Origin of the sequence: Pseudomonas sp. HS6 (genome assembly GCF_023375815.1) — a bacterium.
GTDB lineage: Bacteria > Pseudomonadota > Gammaproteobacteria > Pseudomonadales > Pseudomonadaceae > Aquipseudomonas.
On sequence record NZ_CP067412.1, the window covers coordinates 5,838,276 to 5,854,539 of the forward strand.

General features: G+C 60.8%; 18 protein-coding genes. 5 read left to right on the top strand and 13 right to left on the bottom strand.

Translation table 11 applies throughout. The features are described 5' to 3' along the window. Positions 1–218 precede the first annotated feature (218 nt). A complete protein-coding gene (locus tag JJN09_RS26575; RefSeq protein WP_249484416.1) occupies positions 219–1,154 on the bottom strand; it encodes a Ppx/GppA family phosphatase in 936 nt (311 codons plus the stop codon). A gap of 297 nt (positions 1,155–1,451) precedes the next feature. Here JJN09_RS26575 and JJN09_RS26580 point away from each other — a divergent pair, with 297 nt between their 5' ends. Next, entirely contained in the window at positions 1,452–1,712 is a 261-nt protein-coding gene (locus JJN09_RS26580; protein ID WP_249484417.1) for a ParD-like family protein, read from the top strand. Further along, on the top strand, positions 1,709–2,500 hold the full coding sequence (gene map, locus JJN09_RS26585) for a type I methionyl aminopeptidase (RefSeq protein ID WP_249484418.1): 792 nt from the start codon (positions 1,709–1,711) through the stop codon (positions 2,498–2,500). The genes JJN09_RS26580 and map overlap by 4 nt, the downstream gene beginning before the upstream one ends. A 212-nt stretch (positions 2,501–2,712) precedes the next feature. Here map and JJN09_RS26590 read toward each other — a convergent pair whose 3' ends face one another. From JJN09_RS26590 to ribBA, 5 genes are all read right to left on the bottom strand, one after another. Beyond that, a complete protein-coding gene (locus JJN09_RS26590; RefSeq protein WP_249484419.1) occupies positions 2,713–3,867 on the bottom strand; it encodes an ABC transporter ATP-binding protein in 1,155 nt (384 codons plus the stop codon). 17 nt (positions 3,868–3,884) lie between these two features. Next, positions 3,885–4,694, bottom strand: a complete 810-nt coding sequence (locus JJN09_RS26595) for an ABC transporter permease (RefSeq protein WP_249484420.1) — start codon at positions 4,692–4,694, stop codon at positions 3,885–3,887. Between the two features lie 6 nt (positions 4,695–4,700). Further along, the gene (locus tag JJN09_RS26600) at positions 4,701–5,648 is read right to left on the bottom strand and encodes an ABC transporter permease (RefSeq protein WP_249490858.1); all 948 of its coding nucleotides are present in this window, start codon (positions 5,646–5,648) and stop codon (positions 4,701–4,703) included. Next, positions 5,645–6,670: an ABC transporter substrate-binding protein gene (locus JJN09_RS26605; RefSeq protein ID WP_249484421.1), complete on the bottom strand. Its 1,026-nt coding sequence runs from the start codon at positions 6,668–6,670 to the stop codon at positions 5,645–5,647. Before JJN09_RS26605 ends, JJN09_RS26600 begins: the two co-directional genes overlap by 4 nt. A gap of 277 nt (positions 6,671–6,947) precedes the next feature. Then, positions 6,948–8,057, bottom strand: a complete 1,110-nt coding sequence (gene ribBA, locus JJN09_RS26610) for a bifunctional 3,4-dihydroxy-2-butanone-4-phosphate synthase/GTP cyclohydrolase II (protein WP_085711338.1) — start codon at positions 8,055–8,057, stop codon at positions 6,948–6,950. A 65-nt stretch (positions 8,058–8,122) separates the two neighbouring features. Here ribBA and JJN09_RS26615 point away from each other — a divergent pair, with 65 nt between their 5' ends. Further along, entirely contained in the window at positions 8,123–8,416 is a 294-nt protein-coding gene (locus tag JJN09_RS26615) for a DUF1330 domain-containing protein (protein ID WP_249484422.1), read from the top strand. Positions 8,417–8,425: 9 nt separating this feature from the next. On the opposite strand, the gene JJN09_RS26620 is transcribed toward JJN09_RS26615, so the two are convergent. The 7 genes from JJN09_RS26620 to JJN09_RS26650 form a co-directional block, all read right to left on the bottom strand. Further along, positions 8,426–8,989, bottom strand: coding sequence for an NUDIX hydrolase (locus tag JJN09_RS26620; protein WP_249484423.1), 564 nt, complete (start codon positions 8,987–8,989; stop codon positions 8,426–8,428). 1 nt (position 8,990) lies between these two features. Further along, positions 8,991–9,743 (bottom strand): GntR family transcriptional regulator, encoded by a 753-nt coding sequence (locus JJN09_RS26625; RefSeq protein ID WP_011334614.1) that lies wholly within the window; start codon positions 9,741–9,743, stop codon positions 8,991–8,993. A 58-nt stretch (positions 9,744–9,801) separates the two neighbouring features. After that, positions 9,802–10,191 (bottom strand): carboxymuconolactone decarboxylase family protein, encoded by a 390-nt coding sequence (locus JJN09_RS26630; protein ID WP_249484424.1) that lies wholly within the window; start codon positions 10,189–10,191, stop codon positions 9,802–9,804. A 132-nt stretch (positions 10,192–10,323) separates the two neighbouring features. Continuing rightward, positions 10,324–10,809, bottom strand: a complete 486-nt coding sequence (locus tag JJN09_RS26635; protein ID WP_249484425.1) for a flavin reductase family protein — start codon at positions 10,807–10,809, stop codon at positions 10,324–10,326. A 12-nt stretch (positions 10,810–10,821) separates the two neighbouring features. Further along, a complete protein-coding gene (locus tag JJN09_RS26640; RefSeq protein WP_249484426.1) occupies positions 10,822–12,303 on the bottom strand; it encodes an aldehyde dehydrogenase in 1,482 nt (493 codons plus the stop codon). Next, positions 12,300–13,133 (bottom strand): alpha/beta fold hydrolase, encoded by an 834-nt coding sequence (locus JJN09_RS26645; protein WP_249484427.1) that lies wholly within the window; start codon positions 13,131–13,133, stop codon positions 12,300–12,302. Before JJN09_RS26645 ends, JJN09_RS26640 begins: the two co-directional genes overlap by 4 nt. A gap of 31 nt (positions 13,134–13,164) precedes the next feature. Beyond that, positions 13,165–13,755 carry an amino acid synthesis family protein gene (locus JJN09_RS26650; RefSeq protein ID WP_007957412.1) on the bottom strand — a complete coding sequence of 197 codons (591 nt, stop codon included), beginning with the start codon at positions 13,753–13,755 and terminating at the stop codon, positions 13,165–13,167. A 223-nt stretch (positions 13,756–13,978) separates the two neighbouring features. Between JJN09_RS26650 and JJN09_RS26655 the strand changes: the two genes are divergently transcribed. Beyond that, entirely contained in the window at positions 13,979–14,947 is a 969-nt protein-coding gene (locus JJN09_RS26655) for a hypothetical protein (protein ID WP_249484428.1), read from the top strand. 268 nt (positions 14,948–15,215) lie between these two features. Further along, positions 15,216–16,244 (top strand): YCF48-related protein, encoded by a 1,029-nt coding sequence (locus JJN09_RS26660; protein ID WP_249484429.1) that lies wholly within the window; start codon positions 15,216–15,218, stop codon positions 16,242–16,244. Positions 16,245–16,264 lie beyond the last annotated feature (20 nt).

Consider the following 16,264-nt stretch of genomic DNA (forward strand, 5'->3'; position numbering starts at 1 on the left):
GGGAAAAGCTCGCGTGCAACATAGGCGCAGACATCAACTGTCGCAACCTTTAGTCAGCGTGCAATTCAGCCATTTCGATCTAACGATAGAACGAAATCAGAGAGGGGAAGGGAGCGAATTACAGAGGTTTACACAGAGGCGTCATTGAGTATTGAAAGGGCGTCTTCAGCGTCACGGCCGGCTTGATTCGGCAGTGAAAATCCTGCAGCGACAACCAGTCAATGGTTGCTCATCAGTCCGTGCAGGACGCCCAGCCGCAAACCCGGCTCGGACGGCTCCATTTGCGCGATCCCGAACACCTTGAATGCCGCCAGCATGACCACCAGGCCGCCGGGCAAAATGCTCTGGCGATGGGGTTGCAGGCCGGCCAGTTTCAGCTGTTGAACATTGCTGACTTCCAGCAGGCGCAACGACAGCCGCAGCAGGCCACCGTAGGTGATACCGCTTTGGCCATGATCGTTCAGGCGATTGGCCTTAAGCACTTTGGCGAGCATCCGCGCGGTGCCCGAAGAGCCGATCGTCTGCTGCCAGCCTTGGGCGCGATAGCGACGGGCGACTTTTTCGAATTGCAGGATGGCCACCCGTTCGGCTTCTTGCAGGGCGCCCGCGGAAATCTCGCCGTTGCGAAAGTAGCGCGCGCTCAAGGTGCCGCTGCCGATGGCGATGCTTTCGGTCAACAGCGGCTGCGAGCCCTGGCCGAGAATCAGTTCGGTGGAGCCGCCGCCAATGTCGACCACCAGACGCATGTCATCGGCGACCGGCAGGGTGTGGGCCACGCCGGCGTAGACCAGGCGCGCTTCTTCATGCCCGGAAATCACATCGATACGAAACCCCAGATGCCGTTCCGCACTAGCCAGAAACAACTGGGCATTGTCGGCCTCGCGCACCGCGCTGGTGGCCACTGCCCGCACACGACCTGGCTCGAAACCGCGCAGTTTCTTGCCGAACCGTGCCAGCGCCTGCCAACCACGGTCCAGCGCCATTTCATCCAGTGCCCTGCCGTCGAAACCTTCGGCCAGACGCACCGGCTCGCGCAAGGTTTTGACCTCCTGAATCATGAAGCCCTTTCTGCTGCGTACCGACTGGCCAATCATCATGCGAAACGCATTCGAGCCCAGGTCGATGGCAGCAAACAGCGAGGTGTCTTCTTTCATGGGAGTCCTTGCAAATCTTCCGTCGGGAGGCTCGGGACGGTTTGCGAGGATTCTGCCGTGGGTTCGATGACAACCTGATGACGCGGGCGGGGCGGTTCAATGAATTCATCGCTGTCATGACACTGTCATTATCGGTCGCCTATTCTTGACCCCAATACATCGCGTGCTTTTCATGATTTTGGCTGCCAACTTTGGCAGCTTTTTTTTGCCTGCGATTTAGTAGACGAGCAAAGTTTGCAATCCGTGGTGATGCCCGATTAATATACGATCCATATACACTTCGTATCGGATATTGCCATGGGCATCGTAAAGATTTCAGAAGAGATGCACGAGAATCTGCGCATCTCCAGCAACGCACTCAGCCGCTCGATCAACGCGCAGGCCGAGCACTGGATGCGCATCGGCATGCTCGCCGAGCTCTATCCCGACCTTGATCACCACGCCATCTGCCGGTTGCTGATTCGCGCCGAGCAGGCGGGTGGTCTGGATCTGCAACAAATCTGTGCCCTGGCCGATGCCGCGCAGAACGTCCCGGTTCAAGAGGCAGCCAAAGCATGAGAAACCCGATCAAGATCAATTCCCAGGCTGAAATCGCCCAGTCGCGCGAGGCCGGCAAACTGGCCGCGGAGGTGCTGGCGATGCTGGTGCCCCACGTCAAGGCCGGGGTCACCACCGATCAGCTCGACCGCTTGTGCAACGACTACATCGTCAACGTGCAGAAAGCGATTCCGGCCAACGTCGGTTATCACGGCTTCCCGAAAACCGTCTGCGCGTCGGTCAACGAAGTGGTCTGCCATGGCATTCCATCGGGCCTTGTGTTGAAGGATGGCGACATCGTCAACCTCGATATCGCGGTGATCAAGGATGGCTGGTTCGGTGATACCAGTCGCATGTACGTGGTTGGCGAACCGACGCCCGAGGCGCGGCACCTGATCAAGACCACTTACGACGCCATGTGCGCCGGCATCCGCATGGTGCGGCCGGGCGCCACGTTGGGTGACATCGGTCATGCGATCCAGACGCTGGCGGAGAAAGAAGGGTTCAGCGTGGTTCGCGAGTACTGCGGGCACGGGATCGGCAAGGTTTATCACGATGAGCCGCAAGTGCTGCATTACGGCTATCCGGAGCAGGGCCTGAAGCTGAAGGCGGGGATGATCTTCACCATCGAGCCGATGCTCAATGCCGGCAAGCGCCATGTGAAGAGTCTGGCAGATGGCTGGACGGTGGTGACCAAGGACCAGTCATTGTCGGCGCAGTGGGAGCATATGGTGGCGGTGACGGAGGAGGGGTTTGAGGTGTTGACGGTTTGGCCCGATCAGATTGAGGGTTTTGCGCCGATCAGCTGATACCTAGTCGCCTGCTAGCCCTCACCCCAGCCCTCTCCCGGGGGGAGAGGGAGCCTACCGAGTTGTCTGGCGCTCTACATCGACCTGAAAGACCGAGTTGATTATGGATTCAACGCAGTTCGTTCAAGTCGGCGTATCTCTTTAATATCCCCCAATCGGCTCCCTCTCCCTCCGGGAGAGGGCTGGGGTGAGGGTCGGCAGGCGATACGTTCTCAATGAGCCCCCGCCGCTTTGTTCAAATCACTCTCGGCCCACTCGGTGTAAACGCAAGCATCAGCAGTCGCCCAACGCACCCGCACCGCATCCCCAGCCTTCAACGGCATCCCCGCCGCCGACAACGCCTTAACCGTCATCGAAGTCCCGCCCGAAGTCACCACACTGCAAGTCTGGCTCTCCCCCAGAAACAGCACCTCAACCACCTTCGCCGAAACCTCATTCCAACCCGCCGCCAAACTCTCGCTGGCCGCTTGCAGCACGCTCAACGCCAGCGCTTTTTCCGGGCGCACCATCAGCAGCACATCCTGACCAGTCTGCAATCCAGCGGTGAGACGGATCGACAGCGACTGCCCTTCAAAACTCGCCGCGCCGTTGCCTTGAGCCTTGAGCTTGAGGAAGTTCGAGTTGCCGAGAAACGACGCCACAAACGCATTCGGCGGATTCTGATAAAGGTCATAACCGCTGCCGAGCCCGACAATCTTGCCGTGACTGAAAATCGCGATGCGCTGGGACAGGCGCATGGCTTCTTCCTGGTCGTGGGTCACGTAGACGATGGTGATGCCGAGGCGGCGGTGCAACTGGCGCAATTCATCCTGCAAGTCTTCGCGAAGCTTCTTGTCCAGCGCACCGAGCGGTTCATCCATCAACAGAATGCGTGGTTCGTAAACCAGCGCCCGGGCAATAGCGACCCGTTGCTGCTGGCCGCCGGACAGTTGCGAAGGGCGGCGATGGGCGAATTGCTCGAGCTGCACCAGTTTCAACATCGCATCGACGCGCTTGTCGCGTTCGGCCGCAGCGAGTTTGCGAATCGCCAGCGGGAACACGATGTTGTCGCGCACCGACAGGTGCGGGAACAGCGAATAACGCTGGAACACCATGCCGATGTCGCGCTTGTGCGGCGGCACGTTGACCAGCGACTGGCCGTTGACCAGGATCTCGCCGCTGCTCGGGGTTTCGAAGCCCGCGAGCATCGACAGCGTGGTGCTTTTGCCCGAGCCGCTGGAACCGAGGAAGGTCAGGAATTCGCCGTCCTTGATGTCCAGCGAGATGTTGTCCACGGCAGCGAAATCGCCGTAGTGCTTGTTCAGGTTGCGCAGGCTGACCAGGGGCTTGTCGTTCTGCTGGGATGCGTCTTTGATCACGGCACTCATGTCGTACTCCTGGGCGCTCAGGCGCTGATTTCGTTGCGCCGGCGCAGAGCGGCGGCGATCACCATGACCAACACCGACAGGCCGATCAGCAACGTCGAAGCGACGGCGATCACGGGCGTCAGGTCCTGGCGCAGGGTGGTCCACATTTTCACGGGAAGGGTTTGCAGGGTCGGGCTGGCCATCATCACGCTGAGCACCACTTCGTCCCACGAAACCAGAAAGGCGAAGAGGGCGCCGGCCACCATCCCCGGGCGAATCGCCGGGAAGGTCACCTTGAACACCGCTTGCAGACGTGACGCACCGCAGATCACCGCCGCGTCTTCAATCGACTGATCGAACAGCTTCAGCGAGTTGATGATCGAGATGATGGTGAACGGCAGCGCGACGATCACATGGCTGACGACAAAGGCGAACATCGTCCCGGTGTAGCCGAGCTTGAGGAACAGCGCGTACACCGCCACGGCGATGATCACCAGCGGCACGATCATTGGCAGGGTGAACAGACCGTAGAGCATTTCCCGGCCGGGGAAGCGTCCGCGCACCAAGGCAAACGCGGTCGGCAAACCGAGGGCCACGGCACAGATCGTGGTCAACACGGCGACCTTGAGGCTGGCCAGTGCCGCGCTCATCCAGTCGGCATTCGAGAAGAACTGCACGTACCATTTCAGCGTCCAGCCCGGCGGCGGGAACACCAGCCACTGGGACGAGCCGAACGACAGCAGCACGATGAACACGATCGGCAGCAGCAGAAACAGCGCGATCAATCCGGTGGTGGCGTACAGGCCGAAGCGCATCCGGCGGCTCATGGCGTTGGGGGTCAGGAGCATGTCGGCTTACCTCGCGTTACTGGCGCCAACCGGGGATTCCGGCTGAAGCTTCAGGTAGAAGTAGAACAGCACCAGGGTGATGACGATCAGCAACGCGGCGCCGGCGCTGGCCAGCCCCCAGTTGAGGAACGACTGCACCTGCTGAATGATGAACTCCGGCAGCATCATGTTCTGCGCCCCGCCCAGCAGCGCCGGGGTGACGTAGTAACCGAGCGACATCACGAACACCATCAACCCGCCGGACGCCAGACCCGGCCGGCACAGCGGCAGGAACACCCGGAAGAAGTTGGTCCACGGGCTGGCACCGCAGATCGAACCGGCCTGCAGGATCATCGGGTCGATGGCCTGCATGGTCGCCTGCAACGGCAGCACAATGAACGGGATCATGATGTAGCTCATGCCGATCACCACGCCGGTCAGGTTGTGCACCATTTCCAGCGGCTGATCGATGATGCCCATGGCCATCAGGGCTTTATTGATGACGCCCGAAGCCTGCAGCAGCACCAGCCACGAATAGGTGCGGGCGAGGAGGCTGGTCCACATCGACAACAGCACGATGTTGAGGATCCAGCGGCCCCAGCCCCGTGGCACCAGCGTGATTGCCCAGGCCAGCGGAAAGCCCAGCAGCAGGCTGAACACGGTCACCAGTCCGGCCACCGAAAAGGTGTTGAACAGCACCCGTGCGTACGCTGAGTTGGCGAACAGTTGTTCATAGTTGCCAAGGCCTGGCACCGGTTCCAGCACGCCGCGCAACAGCAGGCCAATCAACGGTGCGAGAAAAAACAGACCGAGGAACAACAGCGCCGGCGCGAGGTTGCCGGCGCCGCGCCAGCGTTGCTTGAGGGACGGGGCTTGCGCCATTGCACTCGCCTTTTTGCCTTCAGCCAGGCCGGCAGCACTTGCGGCGCTCCCGGTGGCAGTGGAGGGACGGGACGCGGTGGCCGCCATTTTCATTTGACCAGCCATTCGTTCCACCGTGTCGCGATGGCCTGGCCGTTCTTGGCCCAGTACGCGAAATCAAGAGTGATCTGATCCTTAGCGTAGGCAGTCGGCAGGTTCGGGGCCAGCGTCGAGTCCAGACGCGCCACGCTGTCGACGTTGACCGGGGCGTAGGCGGTCAGGTTGGAGAAGTCCGCCTGGCCTTTGGCACTGCTGGCGCTGGCCAGGAACTTCATCGCCGCGTCCTTGTTTTTCGAACCCTTTGGCACGACCAGAATGTCGGCCATGACCAGGTTCTGTTTCCAGCTCACGCCGACCGGTGCGCCGTCTTCTTGCAGGGCGTGAATCCGGCCGTTCCAGAACTGGCCCATGCTTGCTTCACCGGAGGCCAGCAGTTGCTGCGACTGCGCGCCGCCGCCCCACCAGACGATGTCTTTCTTGATGGTGTCGAGTTTCTTGAAGGCGCGATCCAGGTCCAGCGGGTAGAGCTTGTCGGCCGGTACGCCGTCGGCGAGCAGGGCCAGTTCGAGCACGCCGGGGCTCGGCCACTTGTACAGGGCGCGCTTGCCGGGGAAGGTTTTGGTGTCGAACAGCGCGCTCCAGTCCTGCGGCTTGTTGGCGCCGAGCTTGCCCTCGTTGTAGCCGAGGACGAAGGAGAAGAAGAACGAACCGACGCCGTAGTCGCTGACGAAACGCGGGTCGATCTTGTCGCGCTGGATCTGTTTGAAGTCGAGGGGTTCGAGCAGGCCTTCGGCGGCGGCGCGCAGGGCGAAATCGGCTTCGACATCGACCACGTCCCATTGCACGTTGCCGCTTTCGACCATGGCTTTGAGTTTGCCGTAGTCGGTCGGGCCGTCCTGCACGACGGTGATGCCGCTGGCCTTGCTGAACGGGTCGGCCCAGGCCTGTTTCTGCGCATCCTGGGTGCTACCGCCCCAGCTGACAAAGTTCACACTCTCGGCGGCCATCGCGGCCTGACCGGTCACGCTCAGCAGTCCCGCAAGAAAGATCGCGGTTGCAGCTTTGTTCAACACCATTTTCACGCCCTCATTGTTGTGTTTTTGAGCGGGCTTGCGTTGTTGCCCGCCTGTCGGGAGCAGTAGCTGGACGGTTTTTCAGGTCGTCCGGTCTATGGAATATCATATTATGGTATTCCAAACTTTGTGCAAGCACTTTGCCTTACCGGCTATCTGGCGAAGGTCTTCTTTCTGTTCAAAACTCGAGTTCGACTCGGAATTTCAGGTCGATGTATAGCGGCCAATCAACTCGGTCGGCTCCCTCTCCCTCCGGGAGAGGGCTGGGGTGAGGGCTGCTTTACTCGGTGAACGGAATGCTCTCGACCACTTCCAGATCGTAGCCGGTCAAACCGGCATATTTCAGCGGCGGGCCCAGGTGGCGCAGCTTGCCGACCCCAAGGTTCTGCAGAATCTGCGCCCCAGTCCCCACCTCCGAATAAATCCGCGATTGCGAACGACTGAACTGCCGTGGCGGCTGAGTCAGTTGCGGCACCCGCTCCAGCAACGCTTGCGATGACTCATGATTCGCCAGCACCACCACAACGCCATGCCCTTCGGCCGCAACCCGTTGCAGCGCCGCCCACAGCGTCCAGTTCGTCGGTCCGCTGTACTCGGCGCCGACCAGATCCCGCAGCGGATCGATCACATGCACACGCACTAGCGTCGGCTCTTCACGGCGCAATTCGCCCATGACCATCGCCATGTGCACGCCGCCCTCGATACGATCTTCGAAAGTGATCAGGCGGAAGGTGCCATGCACCGTCGGAAGCTCGCGTTCGCCGATGCGCTCGATGGTGTGTTCGGTGCTCAGGCGATAGTGGATCAGGTCGGCGATGGTGCCGATCTTGATCCCGTGCTTGCGGGCGAATACTTCCAGATCCGGGCGACGGGCCATGGTGCCGTCGTCATTCATCACCTCGACAATCACCGAGGCGGGCGTGAACCCGGCGAGGCGCGCCAGATCACAACCAGCCTCAGTGTGACCGGCACGGGTCAGTACGCCACCTTCCTTGGCGCGCAGCGGGAAGATATGGCCCGGCTGCACCAGGTCTTCAGCGCGAGCATTTGGCGCCACCGCAGCGGCCACCGTGCAAGCGCGGTCGGCCGCGGAAATGCCGGTAGTCACACCGACCGCCGCTTCGATGGAAACCGTGAACGCGGTGCTGAACACGCTGCCATTGCTCGGCACCATCTGCTCCAGCCCCAGGCGCTGGCAATGATCGTCGGTCAACGTCAGGCAGATCAGCCCGCGAGCCTCACGGGCCATGAAACTGATCGCCTCGGGCGTGCAACGGTCGGCGGCCAGCAGCAGGTCGCCTTCGTTTTCCCGGTCTTCGTCATCGACCAGCAACACCATTTTGCCGAGGCGATAATCTTCGATGATTTCTTCGATGCTGTTGAAGGCCATGCTGGACTCTCGATAGGGATGAAATTCGTGGTATACCATAATACAAATTCAACCAAGAGGTCACTATGAAGGCGTACTGGATTGCTCACGTGGACATCACCGATCCCGATCACTACAGCCAATACACCCAGCGCGCGCCGAAGGCGTTCGCCGAGTTCGGCGCGAAGTTCTTGGCCAGAGGCGGGCGCAGCGAAGCGATGGAAGGGCGGGCGACGCCGCAGCGCAGCGTGGTGATTGAGTTCGACAGCTACGAGCAGGCCGTGGCGTGCTACCACTCGGCGGCGTATCAAGAAGCGAAAAGTTATCGCGAGGAATGGGCGAAGGCGGAAATCATCATTGTGGAAGGAATGGCGCCGTAAGCAGCACGATCAACGCATGAAATGAATCTTGCCGCTGTCGTCATTGCCCATGTACATGCCATAGACCCCGGCCTGGCGTTCCTCGATGTAGCGTTCGAGGATCTGCCGGATCGCCGGGTAGTAGATCTGCTCCCACGGGATGTCTTCGGGGGCGAAGAATTTGTAGTCCTGAGTTTCCGGGCCGTACTGGCCGGTGATCTCCAAAGCGAGGGCGCGGAAGATGATGTAGACCTCGCTGATCTTCGGCACGCTGAAGATCGAATACGGCGAGATGATTTCCGCGCGCACGCCGCTTTCTTCCCAGACTTCGCGCAGGGCCGCTTGTTCGGTGGTTTCGCCGCTTTCCATGAAACCAGCGGGCAGGGTCCAGGTGCCGGGGCGCGGTGGGATCGCCCGCTGGCACAAGAGGTATTTGCCGTCCTGTTCGATGATGCAGCCGGCGATGATCTTCGGGTTCACATAGTGGATGTAGCCGCAGCCGCGGCACATCAGGCGCTCGTGCGTATCGCCCGGCGGCACTTGATGACCGAGGTCAGGGCCACCGCATTTCGGGCAAAAGCTCGGGCTGAACATGTCAGTGACCTATGCGTGGTTCTTTCAGCGCGATGGGCAGAGTGATCGGCGGTGTGGCGCCGGTTTCTTCCTGTTTGCGCTTCAGATAATCGAGGGCCACGGCAGCGGCGGCGCGCACGTGATCGACGCACGCCTGATGCGCCGCCAGCGGATCGCCGCTCTTGATCGCCTCGACCATTTTTTCCATTTCCTGGTTGCTCGCACCGCGACGGTTTTCCTGGGACACCGACGTCGCCCGCAAATAGCTGATGCGCGCCTGCAACTGACGCAGCTGCGTGGCCGCGACATGGTTGCCCGAGCCTTCCAGCAGCACGTCGTAGAAACCCTGCACCGAGTCGATCACCTGTTGCAGCTCGCCGTCCTTGAGCGCCTTGCGGTTCTCGTCGAGGGCTTTTTCCAGGGCCTTGATGTCCTTGGCCTTGGCGCGCAGGGTGAACAGCTGGACGATCAGGCCTTCGAGCACGCAGCGCAGTTCATAGATGTCGACCGCATCGGCGAGGGTGATGATCGCCACGCGCGGGCCCTTGGCGTCGGCGAATTCCACCAGGCCTTCGGATTCCAGGTGACGCAAGGCTTCACGCACCGACGTACGGCTCACACCCAGGCGATCGCACAGATCGCGTTCCACCAGGCGATCGCCCGGCAGCAGCTGGAAGTTCATGATGGCGCTTCGCAGTTTATCCAGCACGATTTCGCGCAGGGTGACGGGGTTGCGATTGACCTTGAAGCTGTCGTCGAGTGGCAGGCGTTTCATGGGGTCCGCTCTTTAAGGTGGCTGTCCATGCCAGACGGGCATTCAAACAGCCGAGGGGTTAACTGGAGGCCTCGGCGTCGGCTTCGGCGAAGGCTTCACGGGCGAGCCGGAAACTGTCCACGGCTGCCGGGATGCCGCAATAAATACCGACCTGAAGCAGAATTTCGCGTATTTGCTCACGACTCAGGCCGTTACGCAAGGCGCCGCGCACATGCAGTTTCAGTTCGTGCGGGCGGTTCAGCGCGGAGATCATCGCCAGGTTGATCATGCTGCGCTCCTTGAGCGACAGGCCTTCGCGTCCCCAGACATGGCCCCAGCAGTATTCGGTGACCATTTCCTGCAGCGGGTGGGTGAAGTCGTCGGCGTTCTCGATCGAGCGCTGCACATAGGCTTCGCCCAGCACCTGGGTGCGGATCTTTAAACCCTTTTCATACTTGTCGTTGTTCATCATTACCCCTCACACCACCATTCCCTGTGGGAGCGAGCTTGCTCGCGATAGCGTCAGCACCTGCACATTGATGTCGACTGACACTATGTCTTCGCGAGCAAGCTCGCTCCCACAGTGTTTTGCATTATTTTCTCAAGTCAGGCTCGGCAACGCGCCGAGCTTGCCTTTGTGATAGATCATCGGCGTCACCGGTTGTGCCGGCAGGATCAGGTTCTTCACCGCGCCGACGATGATCGCGTGATCGCCGCCGTCGTATTCGCGCCACAGTTCGCACTCGATGATCGCCGTGGCTTTGGCAAGGATCGGGTTGCCCAGTTCGCTCAGGTGCCATTCGATGCCGTTGGCCTTGTCCTTGCCTTTGCCGGCAAAGGCGTAGGCCTCGGCGGTCTGGTCGGCGGAAAGCAAATGGATCGCGAAACGCTTACTGTCGCGCAGCACCGGGTAGGTGTCGGAGGCATAGTTGGGGCAGAACAGCACCAGCGCCGGATCAATCGACAGCGCACTGAAGGCGCTGGCGGTGATGCCGACGATGCCGCCATCCGGGTCGAGGGTGGTGACCACCGTGACCCCGGACGGAAACGAGCTCATGACGTCTTTGTAAATACCGGGTTCGATCATGTCGCAGGACTCCTAGCGCATCACAAACGGATCAGGCATCGGCGCCTGAGAGAGGTTGATCCACACCGTTTTCAGTTCGGTGTAGGCCAGCACCGAATCGATGCCGCTTTCGCGTCCATAGCCACTGTTCTTGAAGCCGCCGATCGGTGCCATCGCCGATACGGCGCGGTAGGTGTTGACCCAGATGATCCCCGAACGCACGTCCCGGGCCAGGCGATGGGCGCGACCCAAGTCGCGGGTCCAGATTCCGGCGGCGAGACCGAACTGCGAGTCGTTGGCAATCGCCAGCGCTTCGGCTTCGTCCTCGAAGCGGATCACCGAGGCCACCGGGCCGAAGACTTCTTCCTGCATGATCTTCATCGAGTTGCGGTCGCATTCGAACAGCGTCGGTTCGTAGAACCAGCCGTCACCGACACCACTCGGCCGCTTGCCGCCCAGACGCAGGCGCGCACCTTCGGCGATGGCGTCGGCCACCAGACCTTCAACCACCGCCAGTTGTTGCGCGGTGGCCATCGGGCCCATTTCGCTGCTGTCGTCCTGTGGGTTGCCAATGCGGATGCGCTGGGCGCGCTCTACCAGTCGGCTGACGAATTCGTCGTAGATCTCGTCTTGCACCAGCAGTCGCGAGCCGGATACACAGCTCTGTCCGGACGCCGCGTAGATCCCGGCAATCGCGCCGTTGATCGCGCTGTCCAGATCCGCATCGGCGAAGATGATGTTCGGCGACTTGCCGCCCAGCTCCAGCGACAGCTTGGCGAAGTTCTCGGCGCTGCTGCGCACCACATGCCGGGCCGTGGCCGCGCCGCCGGTGAAGGCGATCTTGCGGACCAGCGGATGACGGGTGAGGGCGGCGCCGGTGCTCGGGCCGTAACCAGTGACGACGTTGACCACACCCGGCGGAATCCCGGCTTCGAGGGCCAGGCGCGCCAGTTCCAGAATGGTCGCCGAAGCGTGTTCGGATGGTTTGATCACGATGGTGTTGCCGGCAGCAAGGGCCGGCGCCAGTTTGATCGCGGTCAGATAAAGCGGGCTGTTCCACGGAATGATCGCGGCGACCACACCCATGGCTTCGTGCACGGTGTAGGCGAACAAATCGGGCTTATCCAGCGGCAGGGTGCCGCCTTCGAGCTTGTCGGCAAGGCCGGCGGTGTAGTGGAAAAACTCCGGCAGATAACCGACCTGACCCCGGGTTTCGCGGATCAGCTTGCCGTTGTCGCGGCTTTCCAGCTGCGCCAGTTGCTCCTTGTTTTCAGCGATCAGGTCACCGAGACGCCGCAAAAGTTTGCCGCGAGCGGTGGCGGTCAGGCCGCGCCACGCCGGGCTGTCGAACGCGGTCTGTGCGGCTTGCACGGCGCGTTCGACGTCGGCCTCATCGGCGTCGGGCAATACGGCCCAGGGTTCGGCCAGCGCCGGGTTGAGGCTTTCGAAGGTCTTGCCGGAGAGGGCGTCGACCCATTCTCCGCCGATGCACATTTGGAAGCGTGCGAGTGTCATGCAACGATCCCCTTTATATGGTTTTGTCGGGCGTGTGCGGTTTCGAGAAATTCCAGCAGCGTCTGGTTCACCAGCCGAGGCGACTCTACCGGCATCATATGCCGTTGCTCGGGCAGCACGGCAACCTTCGCACCGGGAATCCGTGCGGCCAGTTGCTCGGCCATTTCCGGGGTCGATCCGGGGTCCAGCTCGCCGGTGGCGATCAGCGTCGGCGCCTGGATCCTGCCCAGGTCGTCGGCGCGGTACATGTCCTGGGTGGCGAACAATTCGTAGGTGGTCAGGTAACCCTGCGGATCATTGCCGGCGAGGGTCTGGCGGATCGCGGCGATCTGCGCCGGATTGGCCGCCTGATATTCACGGCTGAACCAGCGCGACAGTGCCGCTTCGGCATTCGCGTCAGGCCCATGTTCGGCAGCCTGTGCAGTCCGGGCGATGACCCCGGCGCGCTGTTCTTCGCTGCGGTTGAACACACTGTTGAGCACCACCAGGCTTTTCAGGCGATCCGGGTAATGCAGGGCAAAGGCCCGCGCTACCAGACCGCCCATGGAAAAACCGATCACCGACGCCAGCGGCAATTGCAGGTGGTCGAGCAGCTCCAGCAACTGATCGGCATAGCCGAGCAGGGCGGTGCCGCTGGCCGGTCGCGGGCTGGCGCCATGGCCGAGCATGTCGTAGGCGATCACCCGGTATTGCGTGGCCAGGCCAACGATCTGGCCGCCCCACATTTCTTTATTCAGGCCCACGCCGTGGATCAACACCACGGGGTGGCCCTGGCCAGTCACCAGATAACTGGTGCCGGCCGGGGTGAGTTCAGCGGTATGCCGAATCATGGAGCGCTCCTGCAATGCCTTCTTGTTTTGATTACTGGGCTTTTTCGGCGGCCAGTTCTTCCAGATCGATGTAGCGGTTGCCGATGCGCGGGTGCAGTCGGCCACCGTCGGCGCAACCGAGCACCACGACGATTTCGTCGGCGCGCGGGGCGTCTTCGATCTGCATTTCCAGGGTGATGTAGTGCGAGCGCAGGCCTTCGTCGTCCTTGTGCATCATCGGGATCTGGATCGAGGTGCCCGGACCGCCGCGCTTGTTGGTGAAGCTCAGGTAACTCTTGGCCTTGACCGCTTCGCGGTAGTGATTGCCGAAGCGCAGGGTGTGGATCACCGCCGAGGCGTGTTCGATCTCGCCGTCCGCGCCGACCACCGCTGCTTTGCCGTAAGCCTCGATCTTCTCGGCGCCGCCAATGATGCCCACCAGACGCTCGACCATCATCGCGCCGAGGTCGGAGCAGTTGGCGCGGATCTGCGGCTTGAGGTCTTCGACAAAGCCATTGCCGACCCACGGGTTCTTCATCACGACGGCCAGGCCCACCATGGTCACCGGGGTGTCGGAAGCCTTGCCGCCTTCAATGAAGGTTTCTTCGACATAGCTGACGATCTTGCGAATTTCGAAACTCATGAGCTGCTCCGTAGGGGATAAAGAGTGTCTGTGCGTCTGATGGTATACCATAATACCGATCGTGCAAGCCTCCCATTCGAATTTGTACGGGATCAGATGGACGGCATGCGCCAGCGCCACGCCATTCAAGGGGCAGCAGTTCAAATGTTTAGAGGTGTTGATCGGATAAGCGGGAGGCTTGGGATAACATTGTCTGATCTGAGAGAAAGGACGCTCGCGATCAATGCTTCCCTACATTGCTACCTATTTGATTTTCGCTTTCGTACTGGAAGTGGCCAGACGCTGCATGGATGGCCCGATGTTTGTCAGAACGGGTTCGAAACACTGGCCCTGGAAGCTTAACTACAGCATCCGATGGTGGGGATTCGACGAGTATCTGGCGGCGCTGACCCTTGTCTCGCTGGCGTTGCTGTTGTTTCTCGCGTTATGGGCAAAACTGGGTAGCCCGGCGGACTTGAGCGTGGTCTTGTCTGTATGGGTCACGCTTTGTCTGTCTTCCTCCGTTCTCTCGATCAGGTATTTCAAACTGGTCGCAAAGGTCAGGGAACACTTTTGGTGGTTGGCCTTGATTGCGGCATTGTTGACACTGGGGTTTGGACAGTTCTCCAGTGCATGGGCTGACTTCTTTATCGTTCACTACACGCGCATTGAGGCCACCCAGTTTCCTGTCGCGCAGAAAACGTTGGCGTTGGTGATACTTACACTCATCTGGTTGTATCTCGCGACAATGCTGATCAGTCTTGTCGTCATTTATGTGTATTCATTCAAGAATGAAGTGAAGCCAACATTTCGCGAGTCGGTGAAGCGCGACCCGTTGTCTGCACCGCTGTGGAAAAGATACAAGCCAGGCCGAAGCAATGTCAGGCGCACGACCATGCGATGGATAGTCCTGGGTGTTTCTCTTTTCAGCGTCAGCAGCTCATGGTCCGTTTGGGAGTTTGTTCTTACACATGCAGAAGAGGGCGTTCAGGAAACTCTGGTCTTTGCATCGTTTCACCTTCATCCGCGGGACTGTGGTATCCCCGGAATGCCGCCAGGCGCCAAAGCCGCATTAATCAGTGAAAAGCGCGCAGTCGTCGCCATTCCCGAGGCCAAGGGTTATGTCTTCGAGACCATGCCTTGCGACGTCCTGTCAACGCGGGCGCTGAAAGATGAGGCTGCCAAACGGTTGAAGCAGGACGATTACCTTTGACGATGACTATCACCTCGCTCACATAAAGATCGTCATCAGGTCGGCGAATGGTCACTCATTCACCCACAACACTGACTCATCGCGGTTAACAAAAGATAACGTTGCGCCGATTGTCAGACGTTTCGAATGCCCGATAGGATGAGCCAGCTTCCGAAGTGGCTCTGGATTGCGGGTTTCAGGACTATGCTTCTGACCAACCGTCGCCGGAGCACACTTGCGGCGCCCTTGAAGGCCGAATGGCCTAACAATAATAAATAGGGGAAGGTCTATGAGTCGTTGCCGCCCGCCGGCGTTTCGCAACACCGCGTTGCTGGCCACAGCACTCTCTCTGCTGGGCTTTGCCACCTTGTCGGCGCCCGTACTGGCCGCCGAAGCGCCAGCCGACGTGGTCTACGCCATCGAATCGGCCAAGGCCCCGAAAAGCCTGATGCTCGATGTCGTTCACGCCGGTTCACGGCTGGTGGCGGTCGGGGATCGCGGGCACATTCTCTATTCCGACAACCAGGGCAAGACCTGGACCCAGGCCAAGGTGCCAAGCCGCCAGTTGCTGACGGCCGTGTATTTCGTCGACGACAAACACGGCTGGGCCGTCGGTCATGACGCACAGATCCTCGCCAGCGAAGACGGCGGCCTGACCTGGACCAAACAGTTCGAAGACCTCAAGCGCGAGTCGCCGCTGCTCGACCTCTGGTTCAAGGACGTCAACAACGGCCTGGCCGTGGGTGCCTACGGCGCATTGCTGGAAACCACCGACGGCGGCAAAAACTGGCAAGACGTCAGCGACCGCCTCGACAACCAGGACCAGTTTCACCTCAACGCCATCGCCGCCGTGAAAGACGCCGGACTGTTCATCGTGGGCGAACAGGGCGCGATGTTCCGCTCCGCCGATTGGGGCCAGACCTGGGAAAAAATCGAAGGCCCATATCAGGGCTCGCTGTTCGGTGTGATCGGCACCGCCCAGCCCTCCACGCTGCTGGCCTACGGGCTGCGCGGCAATCTCTACCGCTCCACCGATTTCGGCAGCACCTGGCAGCAGGTCGAACTCAAGGCAGCGCGCGGCGCGCTGGAATTCGGCCTGTCCGGTGCCACACGGCTCGACGATGGCTCCATCGTCATCGTCGGCAACGGCGGCACGGTGATCAGCAGCAGCGACAACGGTGAAACCTTCAGCGTGTTCAACCGCCCGGATCGCATCTCGCTGTCGTCGGTCACCGCCGCCGGCAACGGCAACCTGATCCTGAGCGGGCAGGGTGGCGTCCACACCACCACGCCAAACGGCACCGAGCTGGGCAAATGAGCCGAATCAATAATAAGAAG

Excerpts from the sequence above, each read along its gene's own strand:
- JJN09_RS26640 (WP_249484426.1), bottom strand. The coding sequence starts at position 12,303 with ATGACACTCGCACGCTTCCAAATGTGCATCGGCGGAGAATGGGTCGAC.
- JJN09_RS26655 (WP_249484428.1), top strand. The coding sequence starts at position 13,979 with ATGCTTCCCTACATTGCTACCTATTTGATTTTCGCTTTCGTACTGGAA.
- JJN09_RS26625 (WP_011334614.1), bottom strand. The coding sequence starts at position 9,743 with ATGAAACGCCTGCCACTCGACGACAGCTTCAAGGTCAATCGCAACCCC.
- ribBA (WP_085711338.1), bottom strand. The coding sequence starts at position 8,057 with ATGGCCTTCAACAGCATCGAAGAAATCATCGAAGATTATCGCCTCGGC.
- JJN09_RS26635 (WP_249484425.1), bottom strand. The coding sequence starts at position 10,809 with ATGATCGAACCCGGTATTTACAAAGACGTCATGAGCTCGTTTCCGTCC.
- JJN09_RS26605 (WP_249484421.1), bottom strand. The coding sequence starts at position 6,670 with ATGGTGTTGAACAAAGCTGCAACCGCGATCTTTCTTGCGGGACTGCTG.
- JJN09_RS26615 (WP_249484422.1), top strand. The coding sequence starts at position 8,123 with ATGAAGGCGTACTGGATTGCTCACGTGGACATCACCGATCCCGATCAC.
- JJN09_RS26590 (WP_249484419.1), bottom strand. The coding sequence starts at position 3,867 with ATGAGTGCCGTGATCAAAGACGCATCCCAGCAGAACGACAAGCCCCTG.
- JJN09_RS26580 (WP_249484417.1), top strand. The coding sequence starts at position 1,452 with ATGGGCATCGTAAAGATTTCAGAAGAGATGCACGAGAATCTGCGCATC.
- JJN09_RS26600 (WP_249490858.1), bottom strand. The coding sequence starts at position 5,648 with ATGAAAATGGCGGCCACCGCGTCCCGTCCCTCCACTGCCACCGGGAGC.
- JJN09_RS26620 (WP_249484423.1), bottom strand. The coding sequence starts at position 8,989 with ATGTTCAGCCCGAGCTTTTGCCCGAAATGCGGTGGCCCTGACCTCGGT.
- JJN09_RS26660 (WP_249484429.1), top strand. The coding sequence starts at position 15,216 with ATGAGTCGTTGCCGCCCGCCGGCGTTTCGCAACACCGCGTTGCTGGCC.
- JJN09_RS26575 (WP_249484416.1), bottom strand. The coding sequence starts at position 1,154 with ATGAAAGAAGACACCTCGCTGTTTGCTGCCATCGACCTGGGCTCGAAT.
- JJN09_RS26595 (WP_249484420.1), bottom strand. The coding sequence starts at position 4,694 with ATGCTCCTGACCCCCAACGCCATGAGCCGCCGGATGCGCTTCGGCCTG.
- map (WP_249484418.1), top strand. The coding sequence starts at position 1,709 with ATGAGAAACCCGATCAAGATCAATTCCCAGGCTGAAATCGCCCAGTCG.
- JJN09_RS26645 (WP_249484427.1), bottom strand. The coding sequence starts at position 13,133 with ATGATTCGGCATACCGCTGAACTCACCCCGGCCGGCACCAGTTATCTG.
- JJN09_RS26650 (WP_007957412.1), bottom strand. The coding sequence starts at position 13,755 with ATGAGTTTCGAAATTCGCAAGATCGTCAGCTATGTCGAAGAAACCTTC.
- JJN09_RS26630 (WP_249484424.1), bottom strand. The coding sequence starts at position 10,191 with ATGAACAACGACAAGTATGAAAAGGGTTTAAAGATCCGCACCCAGGTG.